The sequence below is a fragment of the Mangrovibacterium lignilyticum genome (genome assembly GCF_010882175.1).
GTDB classification, from domain to species: domain Bacteria; phylum Bacteroidota; class Bacteroidia; order Bacteroidales; family Prolixibacteraceae; genus Mangrovibacterium; species Mangrovibacterium lignilyticum.
The window spans coordinates 80,419-104,626 of sequence record NZ_WKLH01000007.1 but is presented as its reverse complement, the minus strand read 5'-3'; the positions used below and the strand labels follow the sequence as shown (position 1 = coordinate 104,626).

At 41.1% G+C, this 24,208-nt stretch carries 17 protein-coding genes; 1 reads left to right on the top strand and 16 read right to left on the bottom strand.

Annotated elements, in window-relative coordinates; all coding sequences use genetic code 11:
* The first annotated feature begins 100 nt into the window (after positions 1-100).
* Entirely contained in the window at positions 101-994 is an 894-nt protein-coding gene (locus tag GJV22_RS21535; protein ID WP_163718590.1) for a helix-turn-helix domain-containing protein, read from the top strand.
* Positions 995-1,059: 65 nt separating this feature from the next.
* Here the strand turns inward: GJV22_RS21535 and GJV22_RS21530 are convergent, their stop codons facing one another.
* From GJV22_RS21530 to GJV22_RS21455, 16 genes are all read right to left on the bottom strand, one after another.
* Complete coding sequence (locus GJV22_RS21530) at positions 1,060-1,632, bottom strand: NAD(P)H-dependent oxidoreductase (RefSeq protein ID WP_163718588.1); 573 nt, start codon at positions 1,630-1,632, stop codon at positions 1,060-1,062.
* Positions 1,633-2,107: 475 nt separating this feature from the next.
* A complete protein-coding gene (locus tag GJV22_RS21525) occupies positions 2,108-4,105 on the bottom strand; it encodes a family 43 glycosylhydrolase (RefSeq protein WP_163718586.1) in 1,998 nt (665 codons plus the stop codon).
* 65 nt (positions 4,106-4,170) lie between these two features.
* A complete protein-coding gene (locus GJV22_RS21520) occupies positions 4,171-4,320 on the bottom strand; it encodes a beta-galactosidase small subunit-related protein (protein ID WP_163718584.1) in 150 nt (49 codons plus the stop codon).
* Positions 4,321-4,324: 4 nt separating this feature from the next.
* Entirely contained in the window at positions 4,325-4,537 is a 213-nt protein-coding gene (locus GJV22_RS21515) for a hypothetical protein (protein ID WP_163718582.1), read from the bottom strand.
* Between the two features lie 38 nt (positions 4,538-4,575).
* Positions 4,576-5,706, bottom strand: a complete 1,131-nt coding sequence (locus tag GJV22_RS21510) for a glycoside hydrolase family 88/105 protein (RefSeq protein ID WP_163718580.1) — start codon at positions 5,704-5,706, stop codon at positions 4,576-4,578.
* A 433-nt stretch (positions 5,707-6,139) separates the two neighbouring features.
* Complete coding sequence (locus GJV22_RS21505) at positions 6,140-8,095, bottom strand: RagB/SusD family nutrient uptake outer membrane protein (RefSeq protein WP_163718578.1); 1,956 nt, start codon at positions 8,093-8,095, stop codon at positions 6,140-6,142.
* A gap of 11 nt (positions 8,096-8,106) precedes the next feature.
* Positions 8,107-11,592: a SusC/RagA family TonB-linked outer membrane protein gene (locus tag GJV22_RS21500; RefSeq protein WP_205461998.1), complete on the bottom strand. Its 3,486-nt coding sequence runs from the start codon at positions 11,590-11,592 to the stop codon at positions 8,107-8,109.
* Between the two features lie 193 nt (positions 11,593-11,785).
* Complete coding sequence (locus GJV22_RS21495; RefSeq protein WP_163718576.1) at positions 11,786-12,817, bottom strand: FecR family protein; 1,032 nt, start codon at positions 12,815-12,817, stop codon at positions 11,786-11,788.
* A 172-nt stretch (positions 12,818-12,989) separates the two neighbouring features.
* The gene (locus tag GJV22_RS21490; RefSeq protein WP_163718574.1) at positions 12,990-13,577 is read right to left on the bottom strand and encodes an RNA polymerase sigma factor; all 588 of its coding nucleotides are present in this window, start codon (positions 13,575-13,577) and stop codon (positions 12,990-12,992) included.
* Positions 13,578-13,875: 298 nt separating this feature from the next.
* Positions 13,876-15,132: an NAD(P)-dependent oxidoreductase gene (locus GJV22_RS21485; RefSeq protein WP_163718572.1), complete on the bottom strand. Its 1,257-nt coding sequence runs from the start codon at positions 15,130-15,132 to the stop codon at positions 13,876-13,878.
* A gap of 78 nt (positions 15,133-15,210) precedes the next feature.
* Positions 15,211-15,765, bottom strand: a complete 555-nt coding sequence (locus GJV22_RS21480) for a Crp/Fnr family transcriptional regulator (protein WP_163718571.1) — start codon at positions 15,763-15,765, stop codon at positions 15,211-15,213.
* Positions 15,766-16,068: 303 nt separating this feature from the next.
* Positions 16,069-16,497 (bottom strand): DUF2141 domain-containing protein, encoded by a 429-nt coding sequence (locus GJV22_RS21475; RefSeq protein WP_163718569.1) that lies wholly within the window; start codon positions 16,495-16,497, stop codon positions 16,069-16,071.
* 221 nt (positions 16,498-16,718) lie between these two features.
* Positions 16,719-17,195, bottom strand: coding sequence for a methylglyoxal synthase (locus GJV22_RS21470; RefSeq protein ID WP_163718567.1), 477 nt, complete (start codon positions 17,193-17,195; stop codon positions 16,719-16,721).
* A gap of 132 nt (positions 17,196-17,327) precedes the next feature.
* On the bottom strand, positions 17,328-18,650 hold the full coding sequence (locus GJV22_RS21465; protein ID WP_163718565.1) for a family 43 glycosylhydrolase: 1,323 nt from the start codon (positions 18,648-18,650) through the stop codon (positions 17,328-17,330).
* An 8-nt stretch (positions 18,651-18,658) separates the two neighbouring features.
* On the bottom strand, positions 18,659-20,428 hold the full coding sequence (locus GJV22_RS21460; RefSeq protein ID WP_163718562.1) for an alpha-L-rhamnosidase-related protein: 1,770 nt from the start codon (positions 20,426-20,428) through the stop codon (positions 18,659-18,661).
* Between the two features lie 62 nt (positions 20,429-20,490).
* Positions 20,491-24,147 (bottom strand): glycosyl hydrolase, encoded by a 3,657-nt coding sequence (locus tag GJV22_RS21455; RefSeq protein WP_163718560.1) that lies wholly within the window; start codon positions 24,145-24,147, stop codon positions 20,491-20,493.
* Between the last annotated feature and the right edge of the window lie 61 nt (positions 24,148-24,208).

Sequence of the window (24,208 nt, the reverse complement as noted above, 5' to 3'; positions counted from 1 at the left end):
TTTGAAATAAGAAAAGCTTGTGCTTGGACTAAATAAGTCCCCAATGATGTTCAAATAGGCGCTTTTTATATCTTTACATACAAAAAGTGAACAATAAAAGGTGAAAAAAGAGGATCACAGTAAAATCTCAATTGAATATATAATTCAACAAGAACGCGATAATATAATTGCAGAAACGAATGGCTTCATCTCTTCCAAAACAGAGATGAATATTGGGAAACAATTATCCAGTTACAATTTTCCACGTATCGTTGAAGGGATAGCATTTGTATTCTGCACAATGGGCAAAGCAAGAGTTAAGATAAATCTTGGTGAACATGACATGTATGAAAAATCGGTGCTTGTTCTTGTACCCAATAACATTATGCAGGTTCTGGAGCATAGCAACGATTTCAAAGTTAAGTTCCTTTTTTTTACATTCGATTTTTTCTCCAGTATAAGACTAACTACTCAAATAGGACACATAGCACAAGCCGTAGAAGAACATCCATGTCTTTACCCTCATAGTCAAGATTTCGAACGACTCATTACTGTGCAACAACTCATAGCCGATCAATATGGTAACCATATAGCTTACAGGGAAGAAATTGTTCGAAATTTGTTGTATGCTCTGGTATACCAAATTTTGCAGCTATATGTTGTCAGCACCGTCGGAAATACTAAGGGTACCGTTAACAGAAAGCAGGATATTTATATGAAGTTTATGACATTACTGTTTGAGCATTCTAAAATTGAACGCAGCGTTGTGTTTTATGCAGACAAATTGCATCTGACAAGAAAGTATTTTTCAAAGGTGATCTTTGAAATTAGTGGTAAAAATCCTTCAGCCTGGATAGACGAAGCAGTCATAATGACGGCGAAAGCACTTTTAAAGAGCTCTGATCTGACAGCGACCCAAATTGCTTTCGAATTAAATTTTAGTAGCGCCTCCTTTTTTTGTGCTTACTTTAAGAAAAGGGTGAATATGTCACCACTACAATACCGAGAGTTATAGTGTTATTGTTACATTTTAATTAGATAAAGAACTTTTCATGCAGGCAATTACATTTTAGAAAATTTTTATTCAATTTTCGTAAGCCATGATTTTCGTTTTTCTTCAGACACTTGTTTTACCATATTAAAACTCATCCACGTTCTGTTTTTGTAACCTAGTTTCCAAAAAGTGCCTCGCATAATGGCTTTCTGAACCGCGTTTCCAAAAATGATGCGATACAAGAGCTTTGGCGTGTTCATCGTTGTAATTACGGTTACACTTTTAATATTCGTTAGAAGCGGTTTCATTTTTGTGTTACTCCCATTTTCATAATCATAAGCCACTCCTGGGAAAATAACCTTGTCGATAAAGCCTTTCATTAAAGCAGGCATAAGCTCCCACCAAACCGGGAAAATAAAAATAACATGATCCGCCTTTTCAAGTCGCTTCTCATATTCCAAAACCTTGGGATCTACGGGGCGTTTATCCCTAAATGCCTTAAGGTCACGGGAAGTCATTACCGGATTAAATCCATCTTTATCCAGATGGATAAGATCAACGTCATGGTTTGCTTGCTTGAGTCCTAGGGTTACCGAGTTTAAGATTGCATTGCAAAAACTCCCTTCATAAGGATGATTAAAAACGATGATTATTTTCATAAATTCTTCTGTTTACTATTTTCAATACGAAGGTCAGAAACAGCAAACTGGCAGGCGATAACAAAAGTTAATAAATCTATTCTCCTGCTCCTAACTATTGGAGAACTGACGCTATGCAAAGCAAGTTCAAAGCCATTCCGCTAAAAAAACAGCAAACAGGATAACCAACACCCAAAATATCCAACAATATTCCCCAAACTACGATCAATGGATTAGTTGTAAAAATCAGGTTATGCCCAGTCCTAAATAAGCGTTACAGATTATTTAGGACTGGGCAATTCTTACAATTCTACCATAATGAACACCATAGAACAGAACTTTTTGGAAAAACTATTACGGTCATTTCTTAAAAAAATCCTTCGTGCACATCACCGCTTGCCGTGAAAAGCTGCATTCCACAGAAGAAAGCTTTCATTTTGAACATTTCATGCATCAATAAAACATGCGCACAAAGCGAGTCAAATCATTCCCAACCTCAATACGCCTCGCCTAACACGATCCTATCCCCCGAATCATCAACCTTGAAAAGCTTCGGATAGCGAATAAAATGTCCATTTTCATTTCGATGGCTATGCACGCTCATCAACAATTGACCATCAAATGTTCGGAATAACATACCATGCCCGAAGTTGGGCGGTGTAATTGGCTCTTTATCCTGAATCCAGGGACCATCCAGCGTGCCATTCTCGGAGTAAGCTACACCTTGGGTGTATTTATCGTGTACCCAGCTGGTCCACAGCATACCCAATTTACCGGTTTGCGTCTTAAATAACCAGGGACCATCGGTCACTTTACTCGTTCTAAGTTTACCATTCTCGTCATATTCCTGGCTCCATGGCGATGCGCTGGCTCTGAACATCAATTTCCCTTCACCTACAGAACCTGACAAATCCGGTTTAAGCTCGATTTTTTCAACGGTTCCATCCAGGACTCCATCATTATTAATGGCTTGTAACCACTCGTAGCAATACACCATATAAGGCTTTCCATCTTTATCGACCCAAAGAGTACCATCCAGAGTCGGCTTTTCTGCTGGCAGATAGGTGGGATCACTCATCGGTACATAAGGACCTTCTGCTTTATCGCTCACCAATATATGACTTGCTCTACGCGGAATAATACTCCCTTTTACAGTGTCTATTTTAGTCGCCTTATTTGTAAACGTAGCAAAATAATAGTATTTGCCTTTGTACTGATGCAACTCAGCTGCCCAGATCATCGGGTCTTTTCCCATCCACGATTGATAATCGGTCTTTGCGACATTATAAGGACCGGTCCACTTTCTCAAATCTTTACTCTTCCACAAAAGGCCACCGGTTCCGGTTAAATAATAGGTTTCAGTTGCTTTGTCGGCCAAAATACATGGATCGCTTAATTGAATTGAATCCAATGGAATGTCAGTCTTAACCCGGGTTTGACCTTTGGCATACCAATAGTCCTTTAATCGCTGGGCTTCTTGTTTCGTTATTTGGATTACGGCTCCATGCTTTGGCGAGGTAAAGTTGGTTGTTTTCATTATCCCTTCATTGAAATGACCGAGATTTTTAAATGTCTTGAAATCGCTGGTTTCGCAAAATCCAAAGTTGTGTGGTTGAATACTAAAGATATCATACATTAGCACCCATTTCTCTTCACCGATGCGTTTCCAAACATTTGGAGCTTCGCAAGCTCCAGGTTCCTTGTCTATCCATTCGGGAACATATTTGTAGCCTTTGTTTATCTTATCAGAGAAAGCCATTTTTACTCCATTGTGCTCTTTTTCCTGGGCAACATACATCATGCAGTAACGCCCATCCGGGAGCGGCGTAATATCAGCATCCAATACCTGAACTGTAGTGTCCGGATATTCGAACAGCAACTCAGGCTTTGTCGTCAATGTTGTAAAATCATCGTCGGTATATGCATAATACATTTGGGTGCGTTCTTTTTTCATGCGCATGGTAAAATAAAGCAGCATTTTATTTTCCTGCGGATCGTAAATCGTTTCGGGAGCCCACGCACAACCTATTTCCTTATATTCAGGGAATAATTCATCTAAATGAACATTTTTATAGGTCCAGTTTATCAGGTCGTAGGATTTCATCAATACAAACCCCGTATTGTTCCCCCAACCATATATATCACCATCTCTTTCCCAATAAGTATCACGTAAGCCCCATTGTTTGCCAAACACATGGAGGTCGGTCATTGCCATATAAAAAGCTCCGTCCGGTCCCTGGGTAATGTGCGGGTCCCTAATACCTTTCTGTGAAGCCAACGTATCGCCGGCAATTACCGGGTTTCCATCATTAACATCTGTGAAGGTGTTTCCGTCATAGCTTATAGCAAAGTGAATACTGTGTGTGGAGTCTTTAAAGTAAACCAATAGGTAGGCACTCGTCTCTTCAGCCCCTGATTTACTCTGGCATGCTGTAAATATTAAACCAAATAACAAAAGAAAGGTTAAAAGGTAATAGCAACGTTCTTTATTCATATTCTTTATTTTTTTTACACTATCGTTGTCCCAAAACAGACAACCTAGTTTGCAACTAACAAATTCTATTTCGCGGGTTTCAGAATAAAGCTACAGCGATAGGCTTTCTCTTCCAACCGATATTGTTTATGTGTCCAGGTTCCCCAGCTATTGTCACCACCAACACCACACTGCTCCAGGTCGATGTGCAGGAATACATCGTAACGCGGATGCACATATTTAATAGGCAGTCACAACTTGCGCTATCTTCTTAAAGTTGACAATTGCCTGGTCTGTTTTCTCGTTGAACTCGATTGATTTTATTGGGAACAAATCGTCATCGGACCATTTCTCACCTGACTTTCTCCAAAGCATCAGGCTGACGTAGATAATTGAGGCATTCGGGATAAAACTAGCCGAAGAATTGATAACGCAGCTCGTTTCTTTTCCCATCCGCTATTTTTATCTTCCGAATTTGGGTTGACTCATCCCTATTTTTCATCCAGATATTTCAGGTATTCCGACGCTGCAAGTAGGAAAGCCCCAACTCCAAAATCAGCCGTCGAATTTTTATCTATCACTTGCCCCGGTATAGCACGCTCTCCTATGGGTTGTACATACCCCAAAGTACCGTCCTTTTGTAAGGCTTCCGTTGTCAGAAAGTTCCAGCTCTTCTCCACTACCGGCAGATAGGTATCCGAATCAAGCAGACCGTTGTTAATGCCCCATAAAAAGCCGAAGGTGAAGAAGCATGTACCACTGGTTTCCGGTCCAGGAGCGTGCTCCGGATCAAGGATACTGCGGGTCCAATAGCCCCCGGGCTGTTGGCTTTCCTTCAAGGCGGCAGCCAGTTTTTGGTAAGTTTGAATGTATTCTTCTCTATGTGGATCCGACACAGGCAAATCTTCCAGAACACGCGGAAAACCGGCAAAAATCCATCCGTTTCCACGCGCCCAAAAATCTTTTAAACCTGCGTTCGACTGATGTTTTGGATAAATGTACTTTGCATCGCGATAGAAATACCCCGTCTTATTATCATACATTAAATCCCGAGCAAAGGAATAATATCCATATAATTTCTCCAGATACAGCTCATTGCCAGTTATTGCGTAAAGTTTAGTCATCACAGGCATGACCATATATAAACCGTCGACCCACCACCAGTAGTCATTATTATCGGTCGACATTTGGTATTCCATAACCGAGCGAGCTCTCGCTATTTTCTCAGGGGCAGGATCGATGTCATACAATTCTGCATACACTTGAAAACAGATTTGCCAGTCGCCAAAAAGCACATAATCAGGAGTCTCTCCATAGCTATATTTCCAGTTCAGTGTATCGTCAGACTGAGCGCCTTTCCACTGGTTTTGGTTGGCCCACTTTAGCGCATAGTCCAGATACTGTTGGTCTTCAGTTGCTCGGTAAGCCGCCATATTACCAGTTTGGTAGGCCGCTTGATGCCAAAAGGCCCTCTCCGGATCCATATGTTTGGCCTGCCAAGTCTCATTTACCTTAATCAAGCTTTGTCTTACCTGGCCTCTTAATAACTCTCGAGCTGATGGCTGGCATGCACAAGCCACACACACCAACATTATCAGGTTTATGAGATTAGATGTTTTCATGGTCAATAGTTTTGTTTATTACTACATTGTTTCTGTCGGATTAAGGCACCGAAGACAACTGTTTAATTTCTTCAATACTTGGCTTTTGATTATTTTTAAGACATTCCTCGTATCAATTCGCTGGCGGATAACGGCAAGAATTTAAAAGCATAGAGCTTCTAAATCCTACAGTTTTAGACACTAGCCCTCTTCATTTAAGACATAGAAAACTAGCTATCCCCTCAATCTAAGACTCACTTTTATTAAAATTAGCTCTCCTGTTTCGAGACGACTGCGTGTTACCTACTTCGATTAAAGTCTTGCTTTACTTTCAAATATTTGAGAAAAAAGGCTGCCCGAAATCCTTCGAACAGCCTTTCGTTCATCTACGATTCAATAATCATCTGATATAGAGAGCAATTAATTCGCCTCTATCGGGAGATTTTCGCAATTATTAGTTTGCGCTGTTTTCGTCGGCAACTGCATCTTCCCAATTATCCCAAACATCAGCACTTGCATCATAACCGTCATAACCAGGGTTTTGACTTAGGGTGCCATTACGGTTAGCTTCAATTGCCCAGTTCGGAATTGGCCAGTATATATTATTGGCAGCCATCGTATAAGGGCGATTACCGAGTTGCCAAATAAAAGCACCTGTATTGTAGAATCCATTAAGCTTGCTAACACGTTGCCACCAGTAACTGTTTTCGGCCAGGTTATTAGTAGTATAGGTATTGCCCCATTCGTCAGCTTTACCACTTAAAGCGAGACAGTATGAAACGCGACTAAGCTCCGTATGACGCCATTCTTCCAAGTACAATTCACGGGCGCGCTCATCCATAATATCACCTATTGTTACGGTAGAGTACATTTCGTCACATCCGGCACGTTCGCGCACCTCATTCACATCGCTAGCTGCGCCACCAAGATTACCTAGATAGAATTTAGCTTCAGCACGCAGCAAATAAGTTTCCGCCAAACGGTAGCAATACCAGTCACCCGCTCCACCTCTATGGTTCGAATTAGATGCAGTAAGCTCCTCTGGATCCGGCACATAAGTCTTATAGTGAGGCCAATCGAACCAGCAGCGGATTGTATCGGCACACAGCAGATTTCCTCCATCATCATACAAACGAAGATTTTTACCATACCATTCTGTATCACTAGCATCATTGTACTTCAATGAATCCATCCGCATCCAGTTTCCAGATGCACTGCTATGACGCAAATCACCTTCATCTTCAACACCGTTAACACGCCACACATCATGGGTGTAATACCAGGTTGGCCGAATATGCGCAATACCACGGCCATAAGCCGTAACGTAATCCAAATTCGGATTATAGTTACTATTATTTGGAGCGTAATAAAAGATAGCGTTCTTACCTGCCGGGGATTTAACTTCCCACCTATTATCTAACAGGGGCAACCAGTTACGCATCGATCTCATTTTAATTGCAGCATCTGTTTCGGCCTGATTTGGTAATCCCAGGATTGTTTCTGTGTTAGAAGCAATACATTTATTTTCCGGACGGTGCAAATCCCAAACTACATTACGGGTAACTGAATGTGTTGATTCCTTCGGAGAAATAAATGTTCCGAAATTAGATGTCATCAATGAATAACCGGACTGATTGATTAAGATATCAGCCTGATCAATCGCTTTCTGCCATTGTCCTGTCGCCAGGTAACATTTAATCAATAACTGACGACAAGCACCTTTACTAACCATTCCGACATATTCCATTTCCGATTGCTCCGGAACCCATTCCACTGCTTTTTCCATGTCCTGAGTGATCATATCAAGGATAGCCTCGCGCTTTGTACTCTTATAGCTAAATTTTGGATTTTCAAGCACTTTAGATACTAATGGCACATCGTTAAACTGAAAAACCAATGCTAAATAGCGAAATGCCCGATGAAAATATGCACGGCCAAGATACATATTCTTCGTATCCTCAGACAAACCTTCAACACCATCAATAAAACTGATAACCGTATTGGCGTGTCTAATGCCTAAATAATGTTCTCTCCAGAAATAGCCAATGCCGTTATCATCGCCATCACCGATCCCGTTAGTTGGAGTTAATGTATTGGCAATATCTGCAAACGCCCATCCATTATCTGTCATCGCATTGACAGCTTGTTCTGAAAACATGTATTCGGTACTGATGGGAAGACCACGATCCCGGCTAGAGTAATAGGTCCAATAAGTACGAAGGTGACGATCACACATCGCTAAAGTAGATTCCAAACCGGCTTCTGTTGAATATGTTGCAGCAGGTTCAAAGAATGACAGCGGATCTGGTTGTAGAAATTCTTCAGAACAACTTCCCATAGAAAACAAGAGAGAAGATGAAATCAGTACCTTTCTTGAATTGCGATATATTTTTTTGAGTGTATTTTTCATATCAAATAGCTTTATAAAACGACGTTAAATCCAATAGTATAAGTTCTAGGAGCAAGACCTCCTGTTTCCGGATCCCAATAATCCCAGTCTTTTGCCCAAACGGCTACGTTACGAATGTTTCCGTACACCTTCAGTTTCTCCATTCCCAACTTTTGACTAATTCTACTTGGAATATCGTAGCTCAAAGCAATATTTTCCAATCGAATAAAGTTCCGGTTAAACAATCTTCCTGGTTCTGTTAAGCCAGTAGGACCGCTGGCATTCAACCTTCCGTATTTGTTGGTCGCATTATCAACCGTCCAATATTCTCGAACATATGAATTGAAGTTATTGTCAATCTCCGATTTGTTATTCAAACGGTTCAAATAATCTGTAGACAAGCTCTTATGCCCCATGTAAGAATAAATATTGAACGAGAAGTTAAGACTCTTAAAGAAAGTAAAGTCGTTACGAATAGACCAGTGGGTCGGAGGAGCTGTCTGACCTAAGAACTTCTTATCATTATTGTTATAAACAGGTTTGGCTGTGCCATCTCCGTTTACGCCATCGTCAGCAGTATAAACATTTTCAACTTTCGGGTCACCAGGACGTTGTCCATAAACTGCCGCTTCGTCAACTTCGCCTTTTTGCCAAATACCGGTCACATTATAGTTCCAAATTGCACTAATCGGTTTACCGATAAACCATCCGTTCGAAGTATCATCGTCTTCTGTTACACTGATAACATTACCCTCTGCATCTAATTCAGTCGTGTAGGTATAATACAAGTGTTTAATCTCATTCTTATACGTTGAGAATCCGAAAGAAGTATCCCATTTGAAGTTTGGGTTATTGATGTTGTGTGTTGAAATCGTGATTTCAATTCCTCGGTTCTGAACTTCTCCCAGGTTGCTTGTTATTGACGAAAAACCCGTAAAGTCAGGCAAAGCCTGGTTCATAATCATGTCGGTCGTCGACATTTTGTATAGCTCAATTGATCCGGTGAAGCGATTATCCAGGAAGCCCAAATCCAGACCAAGGTTTATAGCCGAAGTTTTCTCCCATTGCAAGTGAGTGTTAGCCAAACGGTCAGCTTTTAACACCTGAAACTGCTCATAAATGCCGTTTGAGTCATAGTATCCTTGTGTACCCAATGCTGAGACAAGGTTTGCCAACGCAACATACGGATCTGATAAAGAACGGTTTCCGTTTTGCCCCCACGAAAATCTCAATTTTCCGGAACTCATTGGCTCCCAATTAAAGAATTTCTCATTAGTAAATGTCCATGCCAGGGCCGTTGAGTAAAAAGTCGCTCTTGGGTTAGAAGTACCGAATGCGGAATAACCATCCCGACGCACCGAGCCTGTAACCATGTAGCGGTCATCATAAGAGTAGAATAGCCGGGCCAGCATACCATCAGCCGTTTCGTGCGAATCGTAGGAATCAAACGAACTTTTGTCTTTATCAGCATTCTCTGTTTCGTGGTACCCCAATGCATCTGTTGGTGTAATATCACGAGCTTCGATTCGGTCCATCCAATATTGTCTTTCCTCGGCTTCCTGAACAAGAGTAACATTAAAATGGTGTTTATCAGCAAAAATTTTATCCCAGTTGATCGTGTTATTTAATGACCAATCAAAACGTTTTGATTGTTCACGATTCACTAATCCATTGGTTCCAGCCCAGTCCGGATGGCTTGCTGATTCCCAATAACGATCGTGGAAAAACTGATAACGAGGAGATACATTAAATGAATAGGTAATATTAAATGGCAAGGTTAGTTTGGCTGTCAAAATAGTATTCAACACTGTAAACCCTTTATCCAAATCTTTATATTGTCGATCGAAATCGTAGTTGTAACCTGTAGCATAACTCCGATCTCCCATCGGGTGAACTTCTAAATCACCGGCTTCGTTGCGATAAGTTGCAAACGGACTATTTTCGATGAACTGTTTTTGCCAGTCAACAGCCAGATCTCCTTCAGTACGTTGCTGGAAGTTTACATTAGCGCCAATTGTGAGACGCTTGTTCACTTTACCTTCGACTTTTAAGTTAGACCGAACTGTAGAGTAATTATTACCTACAGCGAGTCCCTCATTATCGAGATAACCTAACGACATGTAATAATTCATATTGTCGCTGGCACCAGAGATACTAACATTGTAATCTTGGTTTACTCCAGTGCGAAAGGAATGATCGTACCAATCAAAAGTTTTACCACTCAAATAGTTATCAAGCGTATAATCCTTCAAGCCAAGGCGTCTGGCAAATATTTCTTTATCGCTGGATCCATCTCCATTAGTGGTGTAAGTTCTCCACTGCTCAGCCGAAACCCCGTAATTTGAAAGATTATCCACACTTGAATAATAGCCTGGCTTATCTGAAAAGGTAGTCTGGTAAGCTTCGTAGTTACCCGTTTCCGAATTTACACCGTATGTAGGAGCAGTATACCAGTCTTCGTAAAATTGAATGAAGCCATCAGGACCATATACTTCTCGGTTAGCCCCCATGGTTACAATACCGGTAGAGGCTGTAAAATTGATTTTTGGCCTTCCTTTTTTACCTTTTTTAGTGGTAATAATAATTACACCGTTAGCTGATTTAGCACCATAAACAGAAGCCGCTGATGCATCCTTCAAAATATCGATCTGATCAATATCATCCGGATTAATCTCAGATAGTTCGCCATAAAAAATCATTCCGTCCAAAACAATGAGAGGGTCGTTGTGACCTCCATCGGTATAAACAGAACGTTGTCCCCGAATTTGCATTGAACCGCCACCTTTGGCATCCGAAGAAAAGCCAACACTTAAGCCTGGTTTTCCACGTAAGATATCAGCAACGGAATTCGGATTTTCGTTGGCCAATTTATCTGGCTTAACTTGTGAAATCGATCCAGTCAGATCCGATTTTTTCATTGTACCATAACCGATGGCAACTACTTCTTCAATTCCAATAGTACTCTGTTTCAGCACAACGTCAATAACCATCTTGCCGGCAACAGGGACTTCTTTGCTCTCCATACCTACAAAGGAAAACAACAAAATAGCATCACCGGGAACATCTGCCATTCTGTAATTTCCATCAGCATCAGTTATCGTACCTCTCGTGCTTCCCTTTATCACCACGGTAACCCCAGGCATAGGTAATGCATCGCTATCGAGAACCTGACCTGAAACAGATATTGTTTGTTGAGCATCAATTAGACCAGATTCATTACCGGAAAGAATGATCTGACGGTTTACAATTTTATAGGAAATATCAGTACCTGATAACAACTTTTCGAGAACTGCTCCTATCTCCTGATTTGCCACATCGAGACTGATTGTTTGTTCAATATCAATCAATCCTCTATTGTATAAAAAGAAATAGTCTGATTGATCTTCAATTGACTTTAATGCGCTCTCCAACTTAATATTATTCAACTTTAACGAGAGCTTGTTGTTCTGAGAATAAGATTCTGTCGCGAAGATCTGCATCAGTCCCAGAAGGAAAAAGAGCATGGTTAGTCTTAACATTCTGAATAAATTTTTGGGGGCAATACTCATCCTTAAGGAAAGGTTTCCTATTCCCTCACGTTTTTCATTTTTTTTCATAAATTTACGTCTGTAAGAGTGTTTTAATTGGGATTATTTCGCTCTGCAAAATGTCAGGAAAGTGCCGCAAACACTTTCCTGTTTTTGCTTTTGAACTTTCTATTCTATAATCATGCTATTCTAATTTAAGTTGAATGATGACCTTGTTTTTTTGCTTGTGCCCACTTGCATCATATTTCCCCTCAATAATCTCATAATCAATGGGAGTCGAAATTGAAACAAAATTTATTACTTCATCTAATGCTTCTTCTTTAAACGTTGCTTTAAGTCGCAAATTCCGCTCAATCTTCCCGTGTATCTCAATATCTGCATTGTACCAACGACCAATTTTTCTAAAAGCTTCGTCCAACGGTTCATCATCAATTACCAAAAAACCTTGGGTCCACGCTGTATAAATAGTAGGATCAATCCTTCCACTGGCAAGTTTATTGTACCCGTGGTCGAAACTCAAAATCTCTCCCGGTTTTAGGGTATGATTGAACTTGGTCTTAGTCCCAGCCACTTCAACCTTCCCCTCTTCCAGAACCACGACCGTCTTGGCTTCGTTTTCGTAAGCAGAAACATTGAATTTGGTACCCAACACTTTTATATCCATATCGGGTACATGAACTGTAAAGTCCCCCTGCATCAAATGCTTTACACGAAAATAGGCTTCTCCCGTCAACTTCACTTCCCGATTCTTTGAATTCACAGTAGGATACCAAAGTTTGGCACCATTATTCAACCAGCCTGTTGTTCCGTCTGGCAACTGAAACTCTGTCTTAGCACCAGCCGGCGCATTAATCTCAACCCATGACTGAGACCCGGCTGGGTTCAAATCCAAAATAAAATATAACAGACCGGTAAGTACAAGAATAGGAACTAGAATAGCCGCTATCTGGCGGTAATAAAACAACCAACTCTGGGGAGTCGGTGACGTTCGATCCTCCAACAGAATATTGTAATGAATTTTACGAAAAAGTTCTTTGTGCTTATTTTCGTCGGAAGGATTCGAAGTATCCTTCCATTGGTCAAACAAAGCTTCCTCTGCTTGCTGATCTTCCTTTGAATCGGCAAACCAACCTTTCACATTGACATAGTCCCTGTAAGTGTATTTCCCTTCAGAAAACTTAAGTAGTGAATTCCTATAATCTATTTTGCTTTTCATTGAGTCTTCGGTTCGGAACTGTTAATACCTGTGATCCCAACATGACTCAAATCCCTAGGTCGAATTTGAAAAAATTAAAAAAAAATGAAATTCAACTAAACTCCACTATCTCACACACCAGTCTCCCAATTTATTAACTTTGCTGAAAGTACATCATTATCAAAAAATCCAACTATAATGAATACGGAAGAAAAAGATGAAAGAAAATCAATCCTTGAATTTTGAGCTCCTCAAATTGCGATTTTAAGTATTTCATTGCTTCGGTGATGTGGTACTCAACAGCTTTGGTTGTAATTTTCATTTCCTCCGAAATCTCTTTCAACGATTTGCCTTCAATCTTCTTTTTCACAAATGCAGCTTTTCTTTTTTCCGGCATATTGTCTATAAAAAACTTAAGTTTGTCCAGTAGATTTTGGTAGTCGGCAAACTCTTCCACGGTCGTGGCGTTTTCCGACAATTCGACCAATAGTTCGTGCTTACAGTCGTTGGTCTTCGCCTGCTCATTGAAATACTTCCGAATAGCATTTAGGGTAATTTGAAACAGATAGGCTTGCAAAGAACTATGAATCCTCATAATCTCCCGGTTTCGCCACACCTTCATAAACACCTCCTGAACTACATCTTCTGCTATTTCCTTTGATTTTAGATATTTCAGTGAAAACTGATATAATCGATCAGCATATTGGTCAAAAAGCATTTCAAATGCAGTATGATCCCCAAGCTTCAAATTTGAAAGTAGTTTGGATTCGTCTGTTCTCATCGAGGTACTATTCACTCTAAATTTGTAACAAATCTATCAAAATGAAAGCATATTACGCTTCCAATGCTAGAATTAATAAGGTCAGATTCGTGATTTGTTTGTTTAAGACCACGGGTAACCAAATGCTAAATGCAGTGTAACAACTTCATTTGAAAGGATGGTTATATTCTATGCCAAACTTATTGCTCATCCGAATGATTTTCCATTCAATGAGATAATATTAAACTGGGTGTTGATTCAAATGTAACGTCTTCACCGCTATGCCAGTTGAATTACACTCGGAAAACTAAAATCATTCTCACTTACTTGTCGAGAGATTCGTAAAGACGCTCCAATCGCTATGTTCATTTCCTAAACTAATAGCTTTTTCCATTTTTGAAATGATAATAGGTGCATAGTCCAAAGAACAAGACGTTGCATTTGATGCTTTAAGCATAAGCTTAACGTCTTTAAGGCCACCAGAAAGCTCGAAACCGACATTTTCTTGATATTCTTTATCCATAATTTTTTGCGCATAAAACTTCAGGATTGGGTTTGAATAACTGGATTCAAATATTTGCTTGTAAAAAGTTCGACCGATACCGGTTGCATCCCCCATAGCATATAATTGGCCCATCAACTCCATATTAGATACGGCAAAATAATTGACTGATAATTTCGCATAATTCGCCAGCCAGGGTTCATGACCAATTATGAGAGTTGCAGCCGAATAAGCTGAAGAAACTGCTCTGCATTGGTCGATGCATTCTTCATTTCCTGCCATCAAAGTAAGAAGTTCCCCTGATTCTGCTGCATCTGGTCTCCCAACGACTGCACCCATAATAAAATGACTGCCATGCAGACGATGGATTTCGACAAGTTTTTTGGACAATTCCGGCGATATGGTCGTTGCGCAAAGGTGAATTCCTCCTTTAGCTAAGCCTGATAATATACCGTCTTTAGCAGTAACCATATCTAGTACTGAAGCATCGTCCATAAGTGATGTGACTACAATATTTGCTAGACTGGCAGCCTCGGAAGGAGTTTTAGCCAAAATAGCTCCATTGTCAACAAACGGTGTAGTTTTAGCACTTGTGCGGTTGTAAACTACCAATTCAAATCCGGCTGCTTGAATATTACGAGCAATCCCCTTTCCCATTTTACCAAGCCCTATCATAGCTACTTTTCCCGATTTACCTTCCCCTGAATTCTTACCACTGCCCTTTAGAGCCTTAATCAGCAAACTAAACCACTGTGCTACTGACATATCGCCAACCAGACTTACATCTCCATTATCCATCGCCCGAAATAATGCTTGCGGATCGGTACTGGTCATGGTTTTAAAAGCAATGTTGGCATCTTCCCATACCATTTGCACATCTGCATCTCCAGACCTTTCTGCTTTAGTGAATATGTGCCCTTTACTAAATGTAAATAGCCGTCCGACGCTACGATCAGCCGTTCTAATTAATATCGATCCGGTTCTGGTTCTTAATCGCCGACGAAAAAGGTCATTATTCTTATTCGCAAATTTCATTTTTAACGACAAACCCAACAATAATAAAAAAAGTTTCATAACTCTACTGTTTAGAATATTACAGCACAAAAGTCTGAACTTTTATAGGGCTTCACGATAACAATTGTTAATAAGTAACTATCGTCTGTTTCTTATGCGGCTAAGTGATACAGAAGTAATTCCTAAATAAGAAGCAATATAGTGTTGGGGAATCCGCTTGATTATTTCAGGATGGGTTGTAATCAGATCCTCATACCTTTCCACTGGCGAATCTTTTATCCTCGAAAGGAAAAGCTGTCCGTAGTTACTGAAACGCTGAAAAATAAAGTCTTGAAAACTGTCTTTAAAATCAGGGGAAGTAACCAACAGTTGATTAAATTCTTTCCTTTCTATTGTTATAAGGGTAGATGGTTCAATGCTTTCGATCGTAAACAGACTTGGTTTTTGATTAATAAAACTATCAATGGATGCCACGGGTTGCCCTTCAAAAAAGAATTGGAAGGTAATATCTTTTCCATCTTTATTAAACCACTCACGCAAACAACCTTCTTTCACTATATAAATCTCGTTGGAGACATCTCCTTCATGCAGCAAAACAGTCCTCGATGGTATCCTTTTTTCAATAAGAATACCTTGAAACCGTTCATGAATCCGTTGATCTTCTTTTATCGTTTTAAGCAGCTTGACGAACATTATCTGGATTTTTCTTCAATTGTAAAAAATCAAAAATAAAACATATCTAGTTCATTTTTAGATAAAAGCTCAATCAATATCTCCCAAATTACCAGAACGCCCTCAACACAACAAGTGAACTTTTTTCTGGATAACTCAACAGAAATCCTCTCATAATACCCCAAAAGTTAGAGCAAACTGATGACAAATAAAGTCAAATAAATCACGAAACATGTCATTCTATACATTTACTGACATCTATAAATTACTAGAAAGTGGGTACGTTCCTTCTCTCCCAAACGCCTTAGCAAAATTCAATTGCTCTTAATACAAAAGTTCTATTTCTACTTTCGTGTCATTGTCCAATGCAATACTGCAATCTTGAAAATCGGGAGCTGAAAGATGAGGTCTGATGTTGTTTGAAAACCCGTATCCCTCTTTGGGTATTCCCAGGAACGAACGATCCAGATCCTTATTGCTGTTTTTGTCATGGAATATTATCATGGCATATTTCCCTTTAGGGAGGTCATCAATCGTAAACTCGATGCTATCTTTCTCTATTTTAAACCTGTAAATTCGATATTCTTCATGTTCTTTTAAGAATGATTTTTCGCTGTTAAAAACACTAACCTGCAAATCACCTTGTATTGATTCGAAATTGGGAACAACAAGTTTCAGCATGGGCGTTTGAGCATAACTACTTTGAGTTAGTACAACAAAACAAAAAATGAAAAGGTGGAATATTACTTTCATCGAAATAAGTTTATATTGATATTCACATTCGCGTTGTTGAGATACGCAGATAACCCTTTGACTGCAATTCAAATGACAGCCGACCATATAAGATTGAGCTCTGGTGCGACAGGTCTATCCAGAATCACATTCTTAATGATATCTGTTGCAAAAAAGCAGTCCTATACCGTATCTCGCTGCACCTCCCTGAATAAAAACAAGAAGCTGCTGCATCATCAGTGCTAACTAATGACACGTTTTATATAAGCGGAGTAATCTTTAACCAATGGTTTGTATTCCTGGTGGAACAGTTGACTCGAGATAACGAAATCTGCAGTAGATCGATTTGTTGCCGTTACAATATTATACAGAGCACAAATCCGAAGTAGTGCTTTTACATCCACATCATGTGGCTGTGGTTGCATCGGATCCCATAAAAAAATTAAGATGTCTACCTTTTGTTCACAAATTAACGCCCCAAGCTGTTGGTCTCCTCCAAGTGGTCCCGATTTTAACCGAGTGACTTGAGGAGGCACTGTATTGGCAAGCATACAATTCTCCTGCAGTACCTTCTCGACCATCGCTCCGGTAGTACCAGTACAGACAAGGTCATGGAATATCAATTCTTTCCAATTGTAATCGACCCAATCTACCAAATCCGCCTTACGGTTGTCATGTGCAACCAAAGCAATTGTTTTCTTTTTTTTGTTCTTGTTCATATAAATCATTTAGTGCGCGACATCGCAGTCAAGTGCGACGCCCCTCGCAATTATTTAGTAATTAAGATTATTGCAATGAAAGAGGATCATGAAAGCTGAAGAACTGTGGCTTCTTTGATCAAGCGCGAGTAATCAACGCTTACTGAATTCAAACCAATCGAGTTCCATCAATTGAGTATCTGCCCCATAAAACCCTAACCAAATAGCATGTACGCCGCTAGTACCTTTCATTTTTGATGTAATCATTTGCCATTCTCCATCCTTTTCTCCAGGCACTCTAACCATCCCGATGATCGGCCCCCAAGGTTCATCAGCACGGACAATGACTGTTCCCCCATTTTTTAGCGGCTTAACCTTAACTGTTATCTCGTTAGCTCCATCTTGAAAATCAACATATTTGTACGCTACATTGTCAGTGTTGTGTATTTCAGTTAATTTTTCGTTACCCGGCTCAAACAACTGAATGCGTACATTTCCATACAAAAGACAAGCTCTTTCTGAATCAATCTGTTCAAATGCACTAAGAGGAGCCCCTGCTCCCTGCGAAGTCATTTCAACCTCGTTAATACTCCCGTCCGCGTTGAATTCGATGGGCTCAACACAGGCCTTTCTCATCATACGGCTATTGTGGGTAGATCGGTGATAAAAGACATACCATCTCCCTCTAAATTGGACCACAGAACCGTGATTGTTCCATGTTGCCGGGTCGCAATGATCGTTGTCAACTATTACACCACCATATTTAAATGGCCCCATTGGAGAGTTGCTCATCGAATACCCAATGCAGGTTGGACGATTTCCACGGCTCATATCTGCATAAACCATATAATAGATACCATTTCGTTTGAACATGAAACTGCCTTCGTGAAAATGATGTTCCTTTTCGGTCAATACATTCTCAACAATGGTCGAGGTATCGATCTCCATCATATTATCTTTCAGTTTGGCGATTTTGGCCTCAAATTGCCCCCAGATGTAATAGGCTTGTCCATCATCATCAATAAAAACTGCCGGATCAATCTGCTCAATTCCATTCAAATTTATCTTCTTTCCATCCACAAAAGGGCCTGTCGGAGAATCACTCACAGCTACCCCCTCAGCTGCCTTTCTATCGGGTTGGCAATAATAGAGATAGTAAAGTCCGTTTCGGTGGGTACAATCAGGGGCATATAACTCCTTGTCTGAATAAGAAATCTGGTCGTTATCGCCTCGGGAATTAAAAACGTCAGGAGTCAGCTCCCAATTCTTCATATCTGAAGTTGACAACACGTGATACATATAGGAACAATAATATGTTGTACTTTCATCCAAAGAGCCATAGACATACAATTTACCGTCGTTCCAAACCCGAGCAGAGGGATCTGCAATATAAACACCAGGTGGTACAATCGGATTTTGCGCGTTAGCTTCTATTCCTATAAAAAGCAGGAAACAAAGGGAAATAATATATCTCATGTTAGGTTTTATTGCTTATCAATAATCACTTTTATTCCTTTGGGCTTTTTATAGGTAGTTTTCACTTCTCCATTTGCTGTTTTGTGATGTTTGATATACAAATCGCCATATGGAGTCGGAAAGCTTCCTTTTACCCATTGGAGGTCGCCCAAGTGTGGACTAATCCTAATTGTTTTGCAACCTGGTTCTACTACGTTTACTCCGAGTACGTAAGTTGTCAGCCAGGCGGTGGGGCCAGATGCCCATCCGTGGCAGAAGCTGTGACGAAATTGTTTGTAACAATAACCACCGTATGTTTTGTGAACATCTATTTTACCCTCAGGAACAAGTTCGTCTATTCGCGCTGCATTTTTCATCCAATCAATATCAAAATCTTCCCAAAACGTCGTTGCTCCGAGGTCAAGCATCCCTCCCCAATATTCTCTGATATTGTCAATCGCCCCTTGATAATCGCCAGCCATTGCACGAGCGATGAGCATATAGTATCCATAAAAGGTTGACATTTTATGAACGCCATCCTGAGATAAAATCTCTCGATTTGCTTTCGACGGAGATACCAATCCCGAAATAGCCAACAGAGCTGCTGCTTGCTTGGAGTCCGCCATTTCCGGAACATGCTGCTTCAATTTAGCGGCGTATTCCGCGCATAACTTCTCAATTTCAGTATTTCCCAAAGCCTTGCACAGCTGCTGCCCCGCCTTAAAACTCATCAACATAAGAGATTGTAAACCCGCATGAATTGCTTGTTTATTTTCACTGGAAGGCCAATCCAAAAATCGTTCTGCTTCCATCTGTTCAACCCCGTTCTCATCAACGTTATGAGTCAGCTGCTTTAGCAGGCCAACCAAGTAATCTTCCTGTTCTTTTAGGTACTCAAGATTTCCTTGGTAGTAGTACCAATCGCGCTGAATTAATATCCACCACAGAGAATACGAACTAATGTTATTCATCCACTTAGGCAGAGGAGTTCCATTTCGCACAAAGTCCAGGCTTTTAGGGACTACCTCATTATATCCAAAAACTGAATTAATGGTCATCACTTCTGGGTGCATGTCTCCAACCCATACCAAGCGATCGCGTTTGATACCATCCCATAGGTAGTTTTGCATGTTCAGGTGCACCGTGTAGGCACCAGTCATCCATATTTCGTTCAATCTGTCATCACTGCAAGTAAATGAACCTTTATATGGAATATCCCGATAACTCATCACCGCGTTCACTTCTTTGATCTGTATCCTTGTATTTGGATCAACCAAATTAATATGCACAAAGCGGAAGCCTGACTCCCCAACCACCGTCCGACCCAGTCGGGGAATTGTAATAACAAAATCACGAATTGCGTGATCATTCGTCGCCCCATCAACCCCGACTTCGGACATTGTTTCGGAAACAGATTCGCCCAGGCTAATTCGAATTCTCCCAGCAGGACTTGAATTGCTTATCGTCGTCACAATTTCAATTCCACCTTGTATCTCTCTCCCAAAATCGATAATCAATCCCTGTTCTGTTTCTACTCCCCGATTGGCAAGCATTAAAAAGTCTCCTCTGTTCAGATCGGCTTGTCCAACGCCGGGATTGATCAATGAATTAGCGTTCTTAACTTTTCTGCCTGACGGATCTGAAGTCCAAACAATTCTCTTCGGGCTAATGTATAGTTGAGACAATTTTGATTTTCGAATTCTTAATGAGTCCTGTTGGTTAAAAACCGGAGGAATCTGAGCCGTAGCGCTGGTCACACTAAGAATGATTAGGGATATTAACAGGATTAGTTTATTCATATTACTGATTGGTTTTGTTCTTATTGCTCTTTGCAAACTTATTTTATGACTACACGCTCAGGCTACTTTGCCTTAATCCAAGTATTAATTTTAACAGGTCCTAGAATTCCCGCCGGTACTAATTTGGCTTTCTTTTTAATCCCACCATTTCGGATTCCACAGGCCACCCAGGTTTGTCTTTCCTTTTTAGGTAGGCCCGCATCATACGCCAGCCGATTATGCCAAGTATTCGTAACTTCGATTTCTATAATATTTGGACCAGGCTTAGCTGTTGTTGTCATCTCAATGCAATAGGGTGGTTTCCAGATTACCCCCAAGTCTTGACCATTCACTTTCACGCGAGCCAAATTACGAACCTCTCCAAGATCCAGGAAAATGCGTTTATTTTTTCCTAACAATGTTTCATCTAAATCGACCTTTTTATGATAGGTCGCAGTTCCTGAGAAATGTTTAATCTCGTCATCTTCCGAATTTGTCCACGACCCCAAGTTTAGTTCTGTAACACGTTCCTCTCCTGTTAACAGTGGGAACCGAACTTCCCATTCTCCTTCAACAGCAACAGGCGTATCTATCTTATTAACTTTAACTTCATGTTGATTTCCGTTTTTCTTTTCCAAAATCCAGCTTCCACTTTCTTTCGCCCAAACATTGATATTTGAACCTTGAACGTCTATCTGGAGATTAGTTTTAGCTCCTTGATTCGGGCTAATAATATCAACCAATTGATTAGTCTTAGCTGACGAATGCCTAAACATAACAAAAACAGATTCAACCGGTTGAAATATGTGTGAGATAATCGTCCTTCCATTTTCTTCACGCCAAACCGGGACATCTTCTATCTGACCGGAATCCGGATGCCAAAACTCGGGAACTCTCCCCGACTGACGAATGCTGATTTCTGTCGAAATCAACATCTGTTCCTGGTTGGATAGAAAATAGAAGTCCCTCCCTTCATTAATTCTGTGGTTCCACATGAGGCCCCAACCTTTACGATCTTCCCCATATGCAGTTGGATTGTATCCAACCGGTTGATTCGCTGTCGCCCGAAACGGGTTCCCCGACAACGTCTCTGTTTGATTTAGGAATAACACATCGGGAGAAAGGTTCATCCGGTCTAGTACATCTACCATTGGCATTCCCCAGAAGATACGCCCTAAGCCATAGGTTCGTTCCTGACGTAAGACACCGTCCAGATCGCCCCAGACTTCATCTGCAATAGACAGCACCTCTTCGTGTGACTGCACTCCCCCCTCCAGCGTAATGGAACCAGTGGGTTTAGGTCCAACAACTTGTGCACCTTCTGCAATCAAGGCTTTGATTTTTCTCGCCAATTGAGGAGTCAACTTCGTATCAGGATGTAATACCAAAACCCGATAGCGAACTTCGTTGGGTAAAACAATATTATTTTCTTCGACCCTGGCACGCGATAATAACGCATCTTGATTTATCGAGTCATAATCATATCCGTCTGGCAAGGCCGGTTCTGTGACAAAAAAAGATCCGTATTTCGGGGGAATTAATGCTCGGGCTGGTATTTCCTCACCAATAAAGTAAAGTGCATCGCAGGTGGTAACTCCGGATTGAAGCAAAGCTTGTACTCTTCTCATATAGTCGAGCCAGACCTTCCCCGGCTTAATCCATGTTGTATTTTGATTGAAATACAATCCCGTTGCTCCTGTCGCTCCGGGCTTTCGCTCCGGATAAGGTTGCGCTGCCCAAAGGTGAATCATCATTCGGTTAACGCCATCGACATAGTGCATATCGCCCAACGCCTTCAGGTCATAGGGATGCTCTCGCCAATCTCCTCCTCCGGTAAAGGCTTCTGCAATAACGATCTGCTTACCGTAAACACGAGCTCCTGATGCCGCATCCCGGATATCACACGGCTTCCAGCAGTTCCATTTTTCACACCAGAACTCACTGGAAGTTTCATCAACGTTTTTGTATGCCAGGATTCCATCTGATGTCATTGTAGGGTTCGTAACTTCGGTATTCACCAGGGAACCTTTAGCATGTGCCAGATTCCTCATTTCATCGAAAAAATTGTCACTTATTAAATCGGCAATCGTGCGACGAATATCATACAAAAAAGCTTCTGAAACTTCGGCGCTCTCCACCGGGATACCGGTCATCAGCGGTAAGTATTTTGTCACTTTATACCCGCGACGTTTTTCAAATTCTTCTTTAAATACTGGAGACCAGTTCTGTGAACCACACTCCCAACTGTCGATGTTGAGCATTTTAACGACACTATCGGCCATTCGTGGCCCAACATGATCAAGTATTCGTCCATACCACCCTTCGAAGGCAATTCGTGCTCCCTCCCGACTAAATTTATCTGATTCCAGCCCCTGCCCGACACCATGTCCATTGGTTCGTGCCATTGTTGTGTAACCGAAACGCATAATCTTCCACTCACCATCAGGTACCTTCCAATTAAGCGTTCCGTCTTCCTGCATCTCATTTGTCAAATCAATAATCGCATCAAGTGGGATGCAAGCACTAGCAGGCATTTCGGCATTGGCGACGCGTCGACTTTTGCCCCAGGTCATCGCTGCTTTTGCCTCCCAATGATGAACTGTTGCTTGACTCAATAAGCAAACAGAGGCAATACTCAAGTCATCGACCATTTTTGAAAGATCAACAAATCCGGATGGTTCACCATACGGTCTGGCTCCAAAACCACCGGAGGTGAATGATGCGCCGACCATGTGTTCGTCATAATTAATTGGAGGCTTCAGGGTATAAACCAGTCTAAAGAATTTTGCAGTCGACTGAGGAACAACATGAGTTAATTCTGTCAATTGGGTCTGAAAGCCACTCAACATAGCATCCAACTTACCAATTGTTGCAAACGTAACGCCATCGTTACTTTGCTGGATCTCCATCGTGTGAGCTGGCAAGTTATAACTGCCTGATTCAACCTTAATTGCCCTCAAGGTGAAAGGATTTTCAAATTCAAATTGAATGTATCCCTCTTTTTCCGATTTCAGGACGACAGACCGATTGTCTGGCGATCCTAATTTTTCAAAATCAGTTACCGGCAGGTTCGATGTTATTTTCGCATTTTCGGTAAAGCTTGTTTTCGACCAGTCCTGTGGTACCGGAAAAGCCAAAACATGCAAATCCCGGTAGTAATTGTTCCAACTATCTGGTATCTCTGGTTGGGCTATCCCGTGTCCACCAATTGGTTCGCCTCGGGTAGGACGTTCCAGTGATCCTAAATACGTTTGACCTCCCTGAATCAGGGTTTCGCTCCATACAACTTGCTGTTGAGAAAGCTCAGGAGGAATCCAATCACCTCCAGCGGTTGCCCATCCTGCACTAATCTGAATGGCTAATTTTAATCCCAGACGATCCGCTTCATTAACGGCTAAGTCAATCAAATCAAACCATTCAGGAGTTAACGGCTCTGCCGGATTATCGATTACTGTGCCACCACCTGATCCCATTCCGCCAGTAGGAAAGCTAAATAATGTCGCACCAGCAATACCTGCCTCTGCCATTCCTTGCAAGTCGCTTATAACACCTTCTTTGGTCTGATTGGCCGATGTCCAATGCCAAACCACCCAGGGTCCGACTGACCTCTGTGGATTGATAAAACTATTTTCAAGTCCCGCATAGTCACCATCGGTAAGGGCCTTTATTGATTGGGGTGTCAACAGGCAAAAAACAGCACCTGCGCTACCTGTCAACTTTATAAAATCTCTTCTTTTCATCACCTGGTCTATTTTAGGAACAACTTAGTTCCATGTTGCGTCAATCAACTGTCGTTCAAAC

Bases quoted from the DNA above. Each gene is read 5' to 3' on its own strand.
- GJV22_RS21505 (WP_163718578.1), bottom strand. From the start codon at position 8,095: ATGAAAAATACACTCAAAAAAATATATCGCAATTCAAGAAAGGTACTG.
- GJV22_RS21530 (WP_163718588.1), bottom strand. From the start codon at position 1,632: ATGAAAATAATCATCGTTTTTAATCATCCTTATGAAGGGAGTTTTTGC.
- GJV22_RS21495 (WP_163718576.1), bottom strand. From the start codon at position 12,817: ATGAAAAGCAAAATAGATTATAGGAATTCACTACTTAAGTTTTCTGAA.
- GJV22_RS21485 (WP_163718572.1), bottom strand. From the start codon at position 15,132: ATGAAACTTTTTTTATTATTGTTGGGTTTGTCGTTAAAAATGAAATTT.
- GJV22_RS21525 (WP_163718586.1), bottom strand. From the start codon at position 4,105: ATGAATAAAGAACGTTGCTATTACCTTTTAACCTTTCTTTTGTTATTT.
- GJV22_RS21455 (WP_163718560.1), bottom strand. From the start codon at position 24,147: ATGAAAAGAAGAGATTTTATAAAGTTGACAGGTAGCGCAGGTGCTGTT.
- GJV22_RS21480 (WP_163718571.1), bottom strand. From the start codon at position 15,765: ATGTTCGTCAAGCTGCTTAAAACGATAAAAGAAGATCAACGGATTCAT.
- GJV22_RS21510 (WP_163718580.1), bottom strand. From the start codon at position 5,706: ATGAAAACATCTAATCTCATAAACCTGATAATGTTGGTGTGTGTGGCT.
- GJV22_RS21460 (WP_163718562.1), bottom strand. From the start codon at position 20,428: ATGAATAAACTAATCCTGTTAATATCCCTAATCATTCTTAGTGTGACC.
- GJV22_RS21515 (WP_163718582.1), bottom strand. From the start codon at position 4,537: ATGGGAAAAGAAACGAGCTGCGTTATCAATTCTTCGGCTAGTTTTATC.
- GJV22_RS21465 (WP_163718565.1), bottom strand. From the start codon at position 18,650: ATGAGATATATTATTTCCCTTTGTTTCCTGCTTTTTATAGGAATAGAA.
- GJV22_RS21490 (WP_163718574.1), bottom strand. From the start codon at position 13,577: ATGAGAACAGACGAATCCAAACTACTTTCAAATTTGAAGCTTGGGGAT.
- GJV22_RS21500 (WP_205461998.1), bottom strand. From the start codon at position 11,592: ATGTTAAGACTAACCATGCTCTTTTTCCTTCTGGGACTGATGCAGATC.
- GJV22_RS21475 (WP_163718569.1), bottom strand. From the start codon at position 16,497: ATGAAAGTAATATTCCACCTTTTCATTTTTTGTTTTGTTGTACTAACT.
- GJV22_RS21470 (WP_163718567.1), bottom strand. From the start codon at position 17,195: ATGAACAAGAACAAAAAAAAGAAAACAATTGCTTTGGTTGCACATGAC.